Source organism: Nocardia sp. CA-129566 (assembly GCF_050956075.1).
In the GTDB taxonomy this organism is placed as follows: domain Bacteria; phylum Actinomycetota; class Actinomycetes; order Mycobacteriales; family Mycobacteriaceae; genus Nocardia.
In genome coordinates, this window is record NZ_CP192085.1 from 4,584,002 (window position 1) to 4,598,299 (window position 14,298).

Genomic DNA, 14,298 nt, shown 5'->3' on the forward strand with positions numbered 1-14,298 from the left:
GGCCCTCTGGTGCATCGGGGTAGCGCTGCACATTCGCCGCACGGCGATGGCCTGAGAGGCGGCCCGAGGAAGTCGAACGCCGGTCCGATCGGCCCGCGGTACGACGTCCGTATCGGCGGCATCGGGGAGTGGGAAACGCTTGCACCGCAAGGGCTCTCGGTGCGGGCCGAACGCAACATCGGACTCGAGCTCGGCCCGACACTCGAACGCAGCTGGGAAAGACGCGGCGCCCGAACCGAATTCGGTGGCGCGCCCGCCACGGACGCGCCACCGGGTCACAGGCCAGCGAAGCGGCCGATGGCGACCAGGACGGCGATGATGAGGATCGTCGTGGTGATCGCGATATTGCGGGGTTCGCGCAGGCGCACGTGCGAGGCGATCGCGCCGATCATCACCACGGCGAAACCGACCGCGGCCAGCGGGGTGAGCACCGGCGCGATCCCGGTCCACCAGGGCACGATGATCCCGATGGCGCCGAGCAGTTCGCTGTAGGCGGTCAGTCGCACGACCGGCTTCGGGAATACCGCGACACCGGTCTGGCCCGATGCGACCAGTTTCTCCTTCGACTGCGTGGATTTCGCGAGTCCGGATGCGGTGAACACGATGGCCAGCAGGATCTGTCCGATCCACAAGGCGATATTCATGATTCCTCCCTGAGTTCGTCGGGGGCGGGTGTCCATCAGACAAATCAGGTCCGCACAACGTGACAGTTCCGGCCGATTACGCGTCGATCTACGTCAACCACGGGGTAGTGGCTGCTGCGGGCACCTCATGCGGCGTATGTTGTGTGTATCCCGGGGTTACTGACAAGTAGGAGGCACCGATGCCCGCGCCGAATGCCGAAGTCTTCGACCGTCTCAGTGCGCTCGCCGCGATCAATGATCCCGCCGAACGTGCGAGCAAGACAATCGTCGAGACCTTCACCGGCAAACCACTGGGCACTGTGCCGGTGGGCAACGCCGAGGACGTAACGGTCGCCTTCGGCAAGGCCAGGGCGGCGCAGGCCCGGTGGGCCGCGCGGTCGGCCGAGGACCGGGCCGAGGTGCTCGAGCGGTATCGGGAACTGGTCATCGAACAGCGGGATTTCCTGATGGACGTGATCCAGGCCGAAACCGGCAAGGCACGCTGGGCCGCCCAGGAAGAGATCATGGGCCTGATGTTCGCGGCCCGCTACTTCGCCAGGGTCGCGCCCGATCTGCTCGACGCACATCGCGTGCCCGGCGCCTTCCCGGTGCTCAACCGCGCGAGCGTGCGCCACCAGCCCAAGGGCGTCGTCGGTGTGGTCGCGCCGTGGAACTATCCGATGCTGCTGTCCATCGGTGATTCGATCCCGGCGCTGCTCGCGGGCAATGCGGTGGTCGTCAAGCCGGACAGCCAGACCCCGTTCTCCGCACTGGCCAGCGCGGAGCTGCTGTACCAGGCCGGGCTGCCCCGCGACCTGCTCGCGGTGGTACCGGGCCCGGGCACCGTGGTCGGCACCGCGATCGTCGACAGCTGCGACTACCTGATGTTCACCGGATCCTCGGCGACCGGGCGCACCCTGGCCGAACAGTGCGGGCGCAGGCTCATCGGATTCTCCGCCGAACTGGGCGGCAAGAACCCGATGATCGTCACCCGCGGCGCGAAATTGGACCGGGCCGCCAAGGCCGCGGTGCGCGCCTGCTTCTCCAATGCCGGACAGCTGTGTATCTCGATCGAGCGGTTGTACGTGGAGAAGACGGTCGCCGCGGAGTTCACCGAGAAGTTCGTCGCAGCCGTCAAGGCCGCGAAACTCGGTGCCGCCTATGACTATTCGGCCGATATCGGCAGCCTGATCTCCGAGGCGCAATTGGAGACCGTCACCAAACACGTCGCCGACGCGACCTCCAAGGGCGCGAAGGTCCTCGCCGGCGGTTCGGCGCGCCCGGATCTGGGACCGCTGTTCTTCGAACCGACCGTGCTCGCCGATGTCACCGACGAGATGGAATGCGGTCGCAATGAGACCTTCGGCCCGCTGGTCTCGATCTACCCGGTCGAGAATGTCGAGCAGGCGATCGAGCTGGCCAACGACACCGAGTACGGACTGAACGCGAGCGTGTGGGCACAGAGCAAATCCGCGGGCGAGCGGATCGCCGAGCGGCTGCACGCGGGCACCGTCTGCGTCGACGAGGGGTACGCACCGGCCTGGGGCACCACCGCCGCGCCGATGGGCGGTATGGGCATTTCCGGCGTCGGGCGCAGGCACGGCCCGGACGGTCTGCTGAAGTTCACCGAACCGCAGACCGTGGTCGTCACGCGATTGATGAATCTCGATGCGCCAGCGGTGATCTCGCAGGACAGGTGGCAGCGGCTGCTGATGACCCTGGCCCGCAGCTTCCGGTTCCTGCCCGGCCGCTGACCCGGCCCCCCGACCCCGCCGTCCCGGTCTGCAGCGGGACGGCGGGGCCTTGCGGTGTCGGCCTGGGGCTGCGGAACCCCCTGGCCGATCACCGGATCGTCGCCCGCGGACGCACCTACGCAGGCGTGAATCGGGCCGAGGCGACTGCTCGCGGCAGTCAGTTCATTCGGTCTGCTCCGGTCCGCGGCGGCGGCCCGTGCGCCAGCACCGTGATCTCCTTATCGGTCAGCAGCCGCGATCGGATGATGAAACGCACGCCCTCGGGCGCCTCGAGCGAGAATCCGCTGCCGCGTCCGCTCACCACGTCCACGGTGAGATGGGTGTGTTTCCAGTGTTCGTACTGATCGCCGCTGATCCAGAATTCGGTATGCCACGGCAGCCGACCCAGCAGCACATCCGCGCCGCCGATGCGGAATTCGCGCACGCCGAAGCACACCGGTGAGCTGCCGTCACAGCAGCCGCCGGATTGGTGGAACAGCACCGGGCCGTGCTGTTCGATCAACCGGCGCAACACTTCTCGCGCCCGCTCGGTGATGGCGACGCGAGCTACTCTGCCATGCATCAAAAGAGCCCGAGTTTTGTCGGTGAATAACTGACCAGCACATTCTTGGTCTGCTGGTAGTGGTCGAGCATCATTTTGTGGTTCTCCCGGCCGATGCCGGATTTCTTGTACCCACCGAAGGCGGCGTGAGCGGGGTACGCGTGGAAGCAATTGGTCCATACTCGCCCTGCCTTGATCGCCCGGCCCATCCGGTACGCCGTGGTGATATCCCTGGTCCATACGCCCGCGCCGAGTCCGTAGAGGGTGTCGTTGGCGATCCTGACAGCCTCGTCCACGGTGTCGAACCGGGTCACCGCGACCACCGGGCCGAAGATCTCCTCCTGGAAGATCCGCATGGTGTTGGTGCCCTCGAAAATCGTCGGCTGGACGTAGTAGCCACCCGGCAGTCCGTCCACCTTGCGTACTTCCCCTCCGGTGAGCACGCGGGCGCCTTCCTGCCTGCCGATATCGATGTAGGACAGGATCTTTTCGTATTGGTCGTTACTGGCCTGGGCTCCGATCATGGTGGTGTCGTCGAGCGGGTTACCGCCCTTGATGGCCTTGGTCCGTTCGATGCAGCGGGCCAGGAATTCGTCGTAGATCGACGAGTGGATCAGCGCGCGCGACGGGCAGGTGCACACCTCGCCCTGATTGAGCGCGAACATCACGAAACCCTCGACAGCCTTGTCCAGGAATTCGTCATCGGCGGCCATGACATCGGGCAGGAAGATATTGGGGCTCTTGCCACCCAACTCCAGACTGACCGGAATGATGTTCTCGCTCGCGTACTGCATCACGAGCCGGCCGGTGGTGGTCTCACCGGTGAAGGCGACCTTGGCCACGCGCGGGCTGGCGGCCAGGGGCTTACCTGCCTCGACACCGAAACCGTTGACCACGTTGAGAACTCCGGGCGCAAGGAGGTCCGCGATCAGTTCGACCACCAGCAGAATCGAGGCCGGAGTCTGCTCCGCGGGCTTGAGCACCACGCAGTTGCCCGCCGCCAGGGCCGGGGCCAGCTTCCACGCGGCCATCAGGATCGGGAAGTTCCACGGAATGATCTGGCCGACCACGCCGAGTGGTTCGTGGAAGTGATAGGCGATCGTATCGGTATCGATTTCGGCGATGCTGCCCTCCTGGGCGCGGATGGCGCCAGCGAAGTAGCGGAAGTGGTCGACTGCCAAAGGCAGGTCGGCGGCAAGGGTTTCGCGGACGGGTTTGCCATTGTCCCAGGTTTCGGCGATGGCCAGAGGTTCGAGGCTGTGCTCGATCCGGTCGGCGATCTTGTTGAGGATGTTCGCGCGCGCGGTGGGGGAGGTGGCGGCCCACTGGTCGGTTGCGCGGTGCGCGGCCTCCAGGGCCATATCGATATCGGAGGCGGTGGAGCGCGCGACCGAGCAGAAGGTCTCACCGTCGACCGGTGACGGGTTGTCGAAGTACCTGCCCTCGACGGGAGACGCCCAGTCACCTCCGATGAAGTTGTCATAGCGACTGGCGTAGTTGACGATGCCGGTGGCCGACCCCGGTTTGGCATAGATCATCTGTGGGCGCTCCTCGCGAATCATCTCTGCGGGGGCCACTATCTCCCCAGAAGGTTGGTGCGAGGTTGGCGCCGGATGCTCAGGCGCGCTGCGCGGTATGCAGCCGGGCCACGACCACGGCGCGGCGCACATCGTCGTCGGGCAGCAGCCGCAACGCGTGTTCGTGCACCTCGATATCGCCGGGGGAGCGCTCACCGAACGCCACCGCGTGGTCGGCGCTATCGCTGGCCAGCACGGCGGTGCGGACCCCGACGTCCAAATGATCGCGCCAGGCCAGGACGCCGGGGGTATCGGAGGCGGGCAGCAGCGGTCCGCGGTACAGCCAGACCGCCGAGGTGGTGTCCCCGGCCTGGATCGCGGCCAGCAGGTCGACCGCATCGCAGGAAACCGGGCCGGTCAGCATATAGCGGCGGTTGCTGATCTCACCGCCGGTGGTGCGGCGCAGATGCGATACATCGGCCTTGAGGGTGCTGGAGGAGACCGGACGGTCGCCGTAAACCGCGGCCTGCAGTTGTTCGGGCGTGAACCCGTCGGGTTCCAGCGCGAGCAGCGCCAGGATTTCCAGGTGGCGCGGTGGCAGGGGGACCGGCCTGCCATCGCGGACCAGCCGTGCGCCGCCGAGACATTCGAGCCGGACGCCGGGGGCCGGATCGGGCGCGGCGGCACGCAACATCGTCTCGACGGCGGTCACCAGGGCTCGCACCGAGGTCATCACCATCGGATGCGAGCGGTCCCAGGAACTGGACAGGTCGAGCACGCCGACCTGTCGGCCGTCGGGTGCGTGGATCGGTGCGGAGTAGCAGACCCAGCCGTGCAGTGCCGCGACCAGATGTTCGGCGGCGAAGACACTGGCCGGGCGATCGCCGTGCAGGGCGAGCGACAATCCGTTGGTGCCCATATGGCTTTCGTCCCAGCAGCCGCCGGGCGCGAAGTTCACCGCCTCGGCCTGTCGGCGCAGAGCGCGATCACCGCACGACCACAGGACGGTGCCCGCGGCGTCGGTGACGACGGCGAGGTATCCGGAGTCCTCGGCGATCCCGCGCAGATCACCGGCGAGTTCGGTGATCGGTTGGCGCAGTGGGGATTCGGTCCAGCGATCGCGGATATCGCCCAGGCCGGGCGCCTCGGTGCGATTCGGATCTACGGTCATCAGTGAGCGCTGCCAGGATTCGACCACCTCGGTGCGTAGTGAGGTGGTGCCCGCGGGGAGGCGCACGGCGCTGCTGGGAGCCGCCGCCCAGCGGGCCCATTCCTTTTCCAGTGCTGCACGTTGTTGGGTGAGGGTGCGGAATTGTGCCACCTCGTAAACCCCATCGTTGGTGTGAGCTCACATTCGCTCTCTCATGATGGCGTACGCAAGGTGGTTAGGGGAGGCTTTGATGGCAAACCGACCAGTCCCCATTGAAGATTCGATCCCGTTGTGCGGCCAAGGTTCTAGGCTGCTGTTATGGCGACCGTATCGCGGCGGGCCCGGCTCGCCGACGTGCACGAATTTGCTACCGGCATGCCGTTCGTCAGCCGAGTGGACGGTCCGAGCGGCAATCCGGTGTACCAGGTCGGGGGCAAGTCCTTCGTATTCTTCCGCAACCCGCGCCCGGACGCCTTCGATCCGGACACCGGTGAGCGCTATCCCGATGTGATCGTGATCTGGGTGCCCTCGGAGTCGGACAAACTGGCGCTGGTGCAGGATCCGGATTCACCGTTCTTCACCACACCGCACTTCGATGGCCATCTGTCGGTCCTGGTGCGCGCCAGCCGAATCGGCGAACTCAGCAAACAGGAACTGGCCGAGGTGATCCAGGATGCCTGGCTGTCGCGGGCCTCGCGCAAGCGGGCCGCCGACTGGCTGGCCGCGCACAACGTCGCGGACTGAGGTCAGCGGGATCGCTCGCCACCGGGATTCCGGCGGGCAGGTCGCGTGACGCGGTGCGGGTCACGAGGCTCCTTCGGTGATGGAAACTGGACTACTTGTTGATGAAAATGCCTGCGATATCGGCCTTTTTGATCGGGGTGTCCTGGTTGACCTGAGCGCCGCACAGCAGGTCGACTTGAATCATGGTGGCGTCGACCGCCGTTCCCGCGGGTTCGTGATCGTCCTTGGTCTGCTGCTTGATGAATTTGGTGATCGTCATGCGCTTGCCGTCCTGGTCCTGCTTGACGTAGTCGCGGCAGGTGGTGTCGCCACCCTGGTTGAGCGCACGTTGGATATCGGAGCAACCAGCCAGCAGCAAGGTGACCGCCGCGAGCGCGAGTCCGACCCGTGACAGCGTGGCGCGTCCATGCGTCGCCCGAGCGCCACCCCTCATCGAATCGCTACGCGGTGCTGCACCCATGGTTCCTCCTGGCGGCTGGGCGGGCGGCGATGCCCGCGACGTCGCGGTACAGCCTAGGGCAGCGGCGCGATTACGGCCCGAACGTGCACAGCGGCACATTCATTTCCGCGGGTGTCAGCGAACCGTGCAGGCCGATGAGTATCGATTCCAGCGGTTCGGCGCCGGTGCGCACGACGCCGCGCAGGCCACCGGCCACCACCACCAGATCGCCGATGGTCTCGGCGATCCGCGGTGTGACGGTGGGGCCGAACCAGCCGCGCCCGATCGCCTCGGCGCGGGTGACGACCTCGAAGTCGGCGCCGAGGTATTCGCGCCAGGTCGCCGCGACATCGGCGGCCGCGCCGTCATGGGTGTAGACGTGGCGGGCGCGCGGTTCACCGCCGAGCTGGCGCACACCGTCGCGCAGGACCTCGGTGGTGTCGAAGTCGACGCGGTCGGTGAGTTCCACCATGCCGTGGTCGGCGGTGACGATGAGCGCGGCATCCGGCGGCAGGTGTTCGGCGATGGTCGCGGCCAGCCGGTCGACGTGCGCGAGCTCCAAAAGCCAAGCGTAAGAGGATGGTCCGCGCACATGCCCGGTGGTGTCGAGGTTGCCGTGGTAGGCGTAGACCAGCGAGCGCCGGCCCGCACGCACGGCGGTGGCGACACCGTCGACGAAATCGCCGAAGGAGACATAGGGGCGGAATTCGCACCCGCGCAGCACGGCTCGGGTGAGACCGGAACCCGCCTGCAGATGCGGCGCGACCTGGGTCACCGCGATGCCGTCGGCCGCGGCGCGCTCGAATACCGTTGGTGTGGGTTGGAATTGCTCGGGGACCAGTTCACGCAGCAGGTCGATTTTCGGTCCGGGGCCGTGCAGCCGCCAGGTCAGCGCATTCATCAGCCGGTCGTAGCCGGGTACGTGCATCAGATACCCGATGATCCCGTGTTCGCCGGGCGGCACACCCACGCCGAGTGAACTCAGACTCACCGTGGTCGTGCTCGGGAATCCCGCCGTCAGCGTGCGCTGCGCCATGCTCGACAGGAATGGCGCCACTTCGGAATTCGCGGCCAATGCCTGCGCGCCGAGGCCGTCGACGAGCAATACGCAGATCCGGTCGGCGGCGAGTTCGAGGCCGAGCCGATCGACCTCGCCGGGCACGCCGAGCCCGGCGAGGAGGGAGGGGAACAGGTCCGCGAGCGAGCCCGTGCCGTACCGGGGTATGCAGTGTCGCGAAGCGACTCCATCAGCGGCTGGTGGCCGGGCGGCGGGCGAGGACGACACGCACTCGAGCGTACTCAGGCCTGGCCGGTCTCGAATCGGCTGATTTTGCCGTCGCGCACGGTGAACCGCCATGCGGTGCGCATCGATCCCCAGCGGGAATTCGTGTAGTCGGCGACCAGCGCGGTGCCGCCGTCATCGATCGACTCGACATTCATGCGTGCGTTGCTGCTGAAGATCTCGGAATCGGTCCAATGGGCGAGATTGCGCTCCACGCCGTCATCGGACATGGTCGCGTCCTCGGTGAGGATGGCGTAGAAGCGGTCCTGATCGGCGTCGTTGAGCGCCGCGACGAATTCCCGGACCGTGGGATCGAGCTGCTGTGTCATCGGAACATCCCTCTCGAAGAGTGTGGGTGCATCGGACAGCAAACATTCGGCTTCACTCTAGTGCCGGGTACGCTCGCGCGGGTGTCACGCGCCGGGGCCGACCAGTGCGGTGAAGGTGCGCATGATGTCCTCGACCAGCGTCGGCGCCGCAGTCCCGAGTTGGATGCTGCGCTTTTCGAGCTGACCGTCCAGCCACAGCGAGGCCATGCCGTGCGCCAGACTCCACCACATGACGGCCAGTGTGTCGGCCATGTCGGCGGACAGCAACCCGGCAGCGACAGCATCGGCGATGGTGTCGGCAAGGACATCGAAGGCCGCATCGCCCGCCGCGCCCGCATCCGGATGCTTATCGGGTTGCGAAAGTTCCGGACGGAACATGAGGCGGAAGTAGCCGGGATTTTCCTGGGAGAACCGCACATAAGCTCGGGCCAGCGCGGTCAACGCTTGCAGCGGTGTGTCGGCGGCGGCGCGCGCGTCGGCCAAATCGCTACCGAGCTGCCGGAAAGCTGGGTTGGGCGCACACGCTGGTAGACAGGAAAAGGTGACGGCTGCGCGAGGCAAGTTCCGGTTCGGTGTCACCCTGCTCGCTCCCGCTTCCCGGGCGGAGTGGATACGAAAGTGTCGCAGGGCCGAGGAACTCGGGTACGACGTGGTCGGTGTGGCCGACCATCTCGGATTGCCCGCACCCTTTCCGGCAATGATGCTCGCGGCCGAGGCGACCGAGCGGGTCCGGCTGACCACGTTCGTCTTGAATACGCCGTTCTACAACGCGACGCTCTTGGCACGTGAGGCAGCCACGGCCGATCAACTCACCGATGGACGGGTGGAGTTGGGACTCGGCGCCGGATATGTCCGAGAAGAATTCGAAACGGCCGGAATCACTTTCGAGAGCGCGGACAAGCGGGTCGAGCAGTTGGCGGCGACCGCCGCGACCTTGCGGCGGTTGTTCGCCGATCCGGAGTATCAGCCGCGTCCCGCACAACCCGCAGGGCCGCCGCTGGCCATCGCCGGATGGGGTGATCGGCTGCTGCGGGTCGCGGCCGAATACGCCGAAATCGTCGCCCTGCCAGGTGCGGCCCCGGCGTACAACGGTGGACCACTGCAGTTCGTCGGGCCCGCCGCAACCGATGCACGGATGTCACACCTGCGGGAGTTGCTCGGGACCCGGGCCGAGGATGTCGAGCTGAATATCCTGCTGCAGCGGGTGGTTCCGCCCGAGGAACGATCGGCCGCACTGGAACGGTACGGGCCGCATCTGCCCGCCGATGTCGCCGACCGGCCGGAGGAGTTGCCCGCGTTGCTGATCGGGACGCCGAAGGAAATGGCGCGGCAGTTGGAAGAGCGCCGGGAACGGTTCGGATTCAGCTACGTCTCTGTGCTCGAGAGCAGCATGGAGCCGATGGGCGCGGTAATCGAACTGCTGCGCTGAGCACCGGGCATTCGACGGCAGGTCGGGAGCAATGATCAAGGTCTGCGGATGACCGGGGAGGAGTAGGCCCGTAAGGGCCGGTGACGCGAAAAGTCACGCCCGCGGGTGCGCCCTGACCCGCGACGAGGTTGCCGGGGTGCTGGGCATGGATGCGCCGCTGCGGGAACGGGTGCTGTGGCGCATGCTGTACGAGACCGCTGCCCGCGCCGAGGAACTGCTGTTGCTCGACATCCGAGATCTGGGTATAGGCGAGGAACACCCCGATCTACAGTTCTCTGTCTGTCCGTCCGTGCCGGAGTACTGGCGATGCACTCCAGCCGACCGGAGGCCTTTCTTCAGGAATCCGATGTCATAGGCGATCGACACCGCTTCACAGTCGCCGAGCGGCTCGGCGACGTAGCCGCGCAGATCATCGCGGATTCCGTCGACATCCCAGTCCGCCCATCGCAACAGCCGCTGCATACCGTCCGGGCTCACCTCACCCGCCCGCTCGGCCAGTGTCCAACCGCTCTTACGCTCGAGGCCCGCGACCAACCCGGTCCCATACGCTCGGGCCCGGTCCCGCGGCTCCGAGCGGGTGAACCGGCCACCTATTCTCGCATGCAGCGAATCCAGCTCCGCTGCAACGACATCCACAACCACGCGGGCACGATACTCGAACAGAGTGCCGTTGCAGTATTAGTACCGGATTTCGGGATTTGGTTCCCCCGGACAACTTTGGGACCCGGCCGCAACGGACAAAACCGGACCAAACCGGACCGGAGATTCGTTGCAGAACTACCACTGCTGGAGGATTACTGGATATAGCGGTGTCGCAACAACGGTCGACACCTGTTTCAGGTTAACCCTTTCGCTGTTCGGAGATGGACCAATGGCACCTGTTCTCACTTCGCTCAACCCCAATTTCGGCCCTGCCTCGGGCGGCAATACTGTGGAGATATTCGGCAGCGGGTTCGCTGGCAAAATTTTGACCGTGCGGTTCGGCGCGACGGCAACCACATTCACCGTCGTCTCCGACACCCAGCTCAATGCCATCGCCCCACCCGGCACCGGCACGGTCAACGTCACCGTCCAAGACAGTCTGGACGGCACGAGCAATGCGCTGCTCTACACCTACGGCGGCACCGGCCTCCTCTACCTCACCGATGGCCTCGTAATCGGCCATGTGTATTCGATGCCGCAAACCGGCGGCGCACCAACTCTTCTCGCGTCCGGCCTGAATTTCCCCATTGGTCTCATCCGGATCGGCAACCTCCTCTACATCTGCGAAACGGGCGCCAATCGAGTGTCGACGGTGCCGATCACCGGCGGCGCACCCACACCCCTGGTGACCGGTCTAGCCGGGCCTACGGGAATCACCGTCTCCGGTAACACCCTGTTCATCGCCAACCAAAACAACAACACCCTGGTGTCGGCACCGATCACCGGCACCGCTACCCCCACTCTGGTCGCCACCATCCCCACAGGCGCATTCGGTGACACGGCTTGAGCTTCGGAGGGACCACTGAACTATTGCAAATCGTCTCCGGCCGGGCGGTGTCCGGCCGGGACGATTCCCGCGCAGGGGCAATTCCGACGCGCGGGTAACGATTCGCATCGACATGAGACACGGTCTTAGCGTCGGATTTCGGGACTTCGGGTACCCACCCGACAACATTGGGATCCCGCAGCAACGGACAAACCGGATGAAACCGGACTGGAAACTCGTTGCAGAACTACCACTGCTGGAGGATTACTGGATATAGCGGTGTCGCAACAAGAGTCGACACCTGTTTCAGGATAATCCTTTCGCTGTTCGGAGATGGACCAATGGCACCTGTTCTCACTTCGCTCAACCCCAATTTCGGCCCTGCCTCGGGCGGCAATACTGTGGAGATATTCGGCAGCGGGTTCGCTGGCAAAATTTTGACCGTGCGGTTCGGCGCGACGGCAACCACATTCACCGTCGTCTCCGACACCCAGCTCAATGCCATCGCCCCACCCGGCACCGGCACGGTCAACGTCACCGTCCAGGACCTTCTGGACGGTACGAGCAATGCGCTGCCCTACACCTACGGTGGCCTCATATTCGTCACCGATACCGGCCCAAACGTGTATTCGGTGCCGCAAAGCGGCGGCACAGCAACACTTCTGGCGTCGGGCATGGCTGGCACCAGCGGGATCATCCGGATTGGCAACCTCCTCTACATCTGCGACGTGGTGTCCAATCGGGTGTGGACGGTGCCCACAACTGGCGGCACGCCGACGTCCCTGGTGACCGGTGTGGCGATCCCTATCGGTATCACCGCAGCCGGCAACACCCTGTTCATCGCCGAAAGACTCAGCGGTGATGTGAAGACGGCGCCGATAACTGGCACCGCTACCCCCACCGTGATCGGCAGCCTGCCCGCCACCGCCGGCGGTATCACGACTTGAGTTTCGGTGGTACCACTGAACTATTCGCAAATCGTCCCTGGCCGAGCGGTATTCGACCGGGGACGATTCTCGTAGCCGTGCGAGTCGGTCAACGGCGCGTAGCTTCGTTGTCGCTTCAGCGAGGCTTCTGTTGCCCTCGGTGAGGAAATCGGGCTGCGGATGGTTTCGTCGGTTTCCCGCCAGCATGTCGCGCGTGGACGTTTGTACTGTCGGCCTATTGACTGCCGACAACCGAGCCATCGTTCAAGCCGCGTCGCGGGCGTTCGCCAGCCACGACGCCGAGCAGATTGCGGCGTTATTCAGGTGCCATCATCGGTCGAACTTGCCGCCGTTCACGCCTGCGGTGAAGGCGTCCCACTCGGATGGAGTGAACACCAGCGCTGGGCCGGTCGGGTTCTTGGAGTCCCGCATACCGACATGGCCGCCGTTGAGGAAGGCCACTTCAACGCAGTCTTTTCCGGCTTCGCTGCGTCGGGACTTGAACCACTGCGCGCCAGTTGGGTCGACATCAACGTTCATTGTCGTAACTCCTTGCGGGATGGACACTCCGGGCATGCACGCGGCCCCAGAGTAAGCTGGGGCCGCTCTGCCACCTCGGCCTACGTCCGGCCGAACTCGCCGTCGTTCACGCCAGCCGTGAACGCGTCCCACTCGCTGGGCGTGAAGACCAGCGCGGGGCCGGTCGGGTTCTTGGAGTCTCGGATGCCGACATGTCCTTGTTCGAGGAAGGCAACTTCGACACAGTCGGATCCGCCCTGGCTGCGGCTCGATTTGAACCACTGAGCGTTGGTCAGGTCGGCATCAACGTTCACGGTCGAACTCGCCGTCGTTCACACCTACGGTGAAGGCCTTCCATTCGGACGCACTGAACACCAGCGCGGGACCGGTCGGGTTCTTCGAGTCCCGCATACCGACGTGGCCGCCGTCGAGGAAGGCCACCTCAACGCATTCCTTCCCCGCGTCGCTGCGCCGAGACTTGAACCACAGCGCGCCGGTTAGGTCGATATCAATGTTCACTGTCGTAACTCCTTGCTATCTCTCTCAATCGGATGCGAGTCAGCCCGCCGTCCAGCGTTGCGCCGAGCAGCGTGCGGAACGCATTTCGGAACCGCTGCACATCGTCACGCTTCTCGAGAACCGTATCCCCGGCGAAGTTTTCCGCATAGACCACCGAAGGCTCCACCGGCTTACCCTGCGAATCCTTAGGAAAAGTCAACACAATGAACGGGGCGATGACTCGACCAGTCGGGAAGCCTGCATGGCACGGCAGCAGGCGCACATCGACATTTTCGCGGGCGCTCAAATCGGCGACATGCCGTAACTGATCGGCCATCAGCTCAGGTCCGCCGACCACAGTCCGCGTGACGTTCTCGTGTATCACAGACAACAGCCTGGTTGGGTGCCGCGCGCGCGTGATCAGGTGCTGTCGCCGGGTCCGCACCGCCGCCAGCCGGTCCAGATCCTCATCCGAGATTCGTGGCTCGGCCGAGCGGTTCATCGTGTCTGCGTATGCGTGGGTTTGGAGCAAGCCCGGGAAGATCAGCGGCTGAAAGTTCACCAATTCGCTTGCGGCTGATTCCAGTTCGACATACGTGTTGAATTTCGTCGCCAGCACATCACTGTAGGTTCGCAACCAGGATCGGACCGGAGCTTGCGCGGCAAGTTCCTTCCATGCCTCTAGATCATCAGCGCTGACCACGTACAGCTCCGCCAGAGCTTGCAGATCGCGGGGTCTGACCTTCTCGGTCTTGCCGTTCTCGAGACGGCTCAATGTCGCTTTGCCCCAGTCCATCAAGCGTGCCGACGATTCCAAGCTCAGGCCCGCCGCTGTCCGTGCGTCGCGAAGCAACCGGCCCAACTGGCGTCGCGGCAGGGTGCTACTGGTGTCTTCGGGATCGTCATCATCGTTTGTCACGATCGCCGTTCCTTCCCCCGTTCCGTTCAACCACATGGGTTTGTTCCGAACCGGAACGAGCATAGGGGCAGAACTGGCCTGTTCTCAGGGGATTCGCGGAGATTTCGCCAGTTCGCGAATGTGCCCTGCCGTACATCGGCGCTCGACACACCCTTGCGTC

Annotated in this window: 17 protein-coding genes and 1 pseudogene; 5 read left to right on the top strand and 13 right to left on the bottom strand. The window is 65.1% G+C overall.

Annotation, left to right across the window (positions count from 1 at the left end; all coding sequences use genetic code 11):
- Positions 1–275 precede the first annotated feature (275 nt).
- Positions 276–644: a DoxX family protein gene (locus ACQP0C_RS19650; protein ID WP_433734325.1), complete on the bottom strand. Its 369-nt coding sequence runs from the start codon at positions 642–644 to the stop codon at positions 276–278.
- Between the two features lie 179 nt (positions 645–823).
- Here ACQP0C_RS19650 and ACQP0C_RS19655 point away from each other — a divergent pair, with 179 nt between their 5' ends.
- On the top strand, positions 824–2,377 hold the full coding sequence (locus ACQP0C_RS19655) for a succinic semialdehyde dehydrogenase (RefSeq protein ID WP_433734326.1): 1,554 nt from the start codon (positions 824–826) through the stop codon (positions 2,375–2,377).
- Between the two features lie 157 nt (positions 2,378–2,534).
- Here ACQP0C_RS19655 and ACQP0C_RS19660 read toward each other — a convergent pair whose 3' ends face one another.
- From ACQP0C_RS19660 to ACQP0C_RS19670, 3 genes are all read right to left on the bottom strand, one after another.
- Positions 2,535–2,939 carry a DUF779 domain-containing protein gene (locus ACQP0C_RS19660; protein ID WP_433734327.1) on the bottom strand — a complete coding sequence of 135 codons (405 nt, stop codon included), beginning with the start codon at positions 2,937–2,939 and terminating at the stop codon, positions 2,535–2,537.
- On the bottom strand, positions 2,939–4,456 hold the full coding sequence (exaC, locus tag ACQP0C_RS19665) for an acetaldehyde dehydrogenase ExaC (RefSeq protein WP_433734328.1): 1,518 nt from the start codon (positions 4,454–4,456) through the stop codon (positions 2,939–2,941). The genes ACQP0C_RS19660 and exaC overlap by 1 nt, the downstream gene beginning before the upstream one ends.
- A 79-nt stretch (positions 4,457–4,535) precedes the next feature.
- On the bottom strand, positions 4,536–5,756 hold the full coding sequence (locus ACQP0C_RS19670) for a transcriptional regulator (RefSeq protein ID WP_433734329.1): 1,221 nt from the start codon (positions 5,754–5,756) through the stop codon (positions 4,536–4,538).
- 147 nt (positions 5,757–5,903) lie between these two features.
- On the opposite strand from ACQP0C_RS19670, the gene ACQP0C_RS19675 reads away from it, so the two are divergent.
- On the top strand, positions 5,904–6,329 hold the full coding sequence (locus tag ACQP0C_RS19675; protein ID WP_433734330.1) for an MmcQ/YjbR family DNA-binding protein: 426 nt from the start codon (positions 5,904–5,906) through the stop codon (positions 6,327–6,329).
- A gap of 91 nt (positions 6,330–6,420) precedes the next feature.
- Here ACQP0C_RS19675 and ACQP0C_RS19680 read toward each other — a convergent pair whose 3' ends face one another.
- The 4 genes from ACQP0C_RS19680 to ACQP0C_RS19695 form a co-directional block, all read right to left on the bottom strand.
- Entirely contained in the window at positions 6,421–6,789 is a 369-nt protein-coding gene (locus ACQP0C_RS19680) for a hypothetical protein (protein WP_433734331.1), read from the bottom strand.
- Positions 6,790–6,859: 70 nt separating this feature from the next.
- Positions 6,860–8,053 (bottom strand): alkaline phosphatase family protein, encoded by a 1,194-nt coding sequence (locus ACQP0C_RS19685; protein ID WP_433734332.1) that lies wholly within the window; start codon positions 8,051–8,053, stop codon positions 6,860–6,862.
- Positions 8,054–8,067: 14 nt separating this feature from the next.
- Positions 8,068–8,379 (bottom strand): nuclear transport factor 2 family protein, encoded by a 312-nt coding sequence (locus tag ACQP0C_RS19690; protein WP_433734333.1) that lies wholly within the window; start codon positions 8,377–8,379, stop codon positions 8,068–8,070.
- A gap of 84 nt (positions 8,380–8,463) precedes the next feature.
- On the bottom strand, positions 8,464–8,862 hold the full coding sequence (locus ACQP0C_RS19695; RefSeq protein WP_433734334.1) for a TetR-like C-terminal domain-containing protein: 399 nt from the start codon (positions 8,860–8,862) through the stop codon (positions 8,464–8,466).
- A 58-nt stretch (positions 8,863–8,920) separates the two neighbouring features.
- On the opposite strand from ACQP0C_RS19695, the gene ACQP0C_RS19700 reads away from it, so the two are divergent.
- Entirely contained in the window at positions 8,921–9,808 is an 888-nt protein-coding gene (locus ACQP0C_RS19700) for a TIGR03621 family F420-dependent LLM class oxidoreductase (RefSeq protein ID WP_433734335.1), read from the top strand.
- Positions 9,809–10,052: 244 nt separating this feature from the next.
- Here ACQP0C_RS19700 and ACQP0C_RS19705 read toward each other — a convergent pair.
- A pseudogene (locus ACQP0C_RS19705) lies at positions 10,053–10,450 on the bottom strand (transposase); the annotation flags it as partial.
- Positions 10,451–10,577: 127 nt separating this feature from the next.
- On the opposite strand from ACQP0C_RS19705, the gene ACQP0C_RS19710 reads away from it, so the two are divergent.
- Both ACQP0C_RS19710 and ACQP0C_RS19715 read left to right on the top strand, forming a co-directional pair.
- Positions 10,578–11,297 (top strand): IPT/TIG domain-containing protein, encoded by a 720-nt coding sequence (locus tag ACQP0C_RS19710; protein ID WP_433734336.1) that lies wholly within the window; start codon positions 10,578–10,580, stop codon positions 11,295–11,297.
- Positions 11,298–11,617: 320 nt separating this feature from the next.
- A complete protein-coding gene (locus ACQP0C_RS19715) occupies positions 11,618–12,223 on the top strand; it encodes an IPT/TIG domain-containing protein (protein ID WP_433734337.1) in 606 nt (201 codons plus the stop codon).
- Between the two features lie 309 nt (positions 12,224–12,532).
- Here the strand turns inward: ACQP0C_RS19715 and ACQP0C_RS19720 are convergent, their stop codons facing one another.
- The 4 genes from ACQP0C_RS19720 to ACQP0C_RS19735 all read right to left on the bottom strand — a co-directional run bounded on the left by ACQP0C_RS19720 (position 12,533) and on the right by ACQP0C_RS19735 (position 14,138).
- Positions 12,533–12,742, bottom strand: coding sequence for a DUF397 domain-containing protein (locus tag ACQP0C_RS19720; protein ID WP_433734338.1), 210 nt, complete (start codon positions 12,740–12,742; stop codon positions 12,533–12,535).
- Between the two features lie 80 nt (positions 12,743–12,822).
- A complete protein-coding gene (locus ACQP0C_RS19725) occupies positions 12,823–13,035 on the bottom strand; it encodes a DUF397 domain-containing protein (RefSeq protein WP_433734339.1) in 213 nt (70 codons plus the stop codon).
- Positions 13,025–13,240 (bottom strand): DUF397 domain-containing protein, encoded by a 216-nt coding sequence (locus ACQP0C_RS19730; RefSeq protein ID WP_433734340.1) that lies wholly within the window; start codon positions 13,238–13,240, stop codon positions 13,025–13,027. The genes ACQP0C_RS19725 and ACQP0C_RS19730 overlap by 11 nt, the downstream gene beginning before the upstream one ends.
- A complete protein-coding gene (locus tag ACQP0C_RS19735; protein ID WP_433734341.1) occupies positions 13,230–14,138 on the bottom strand; it encodes a helix-turn-helix domain-containing protein in 909 nt (302 codons plus the stop codon). Before ACQP0C_RS19735 ends, ACQP0C_RS19730 begins: the two co-directional genes overlap by 11 nt.
- Positions 14,139–14,298: the final 160 nt, after the last annotated feature.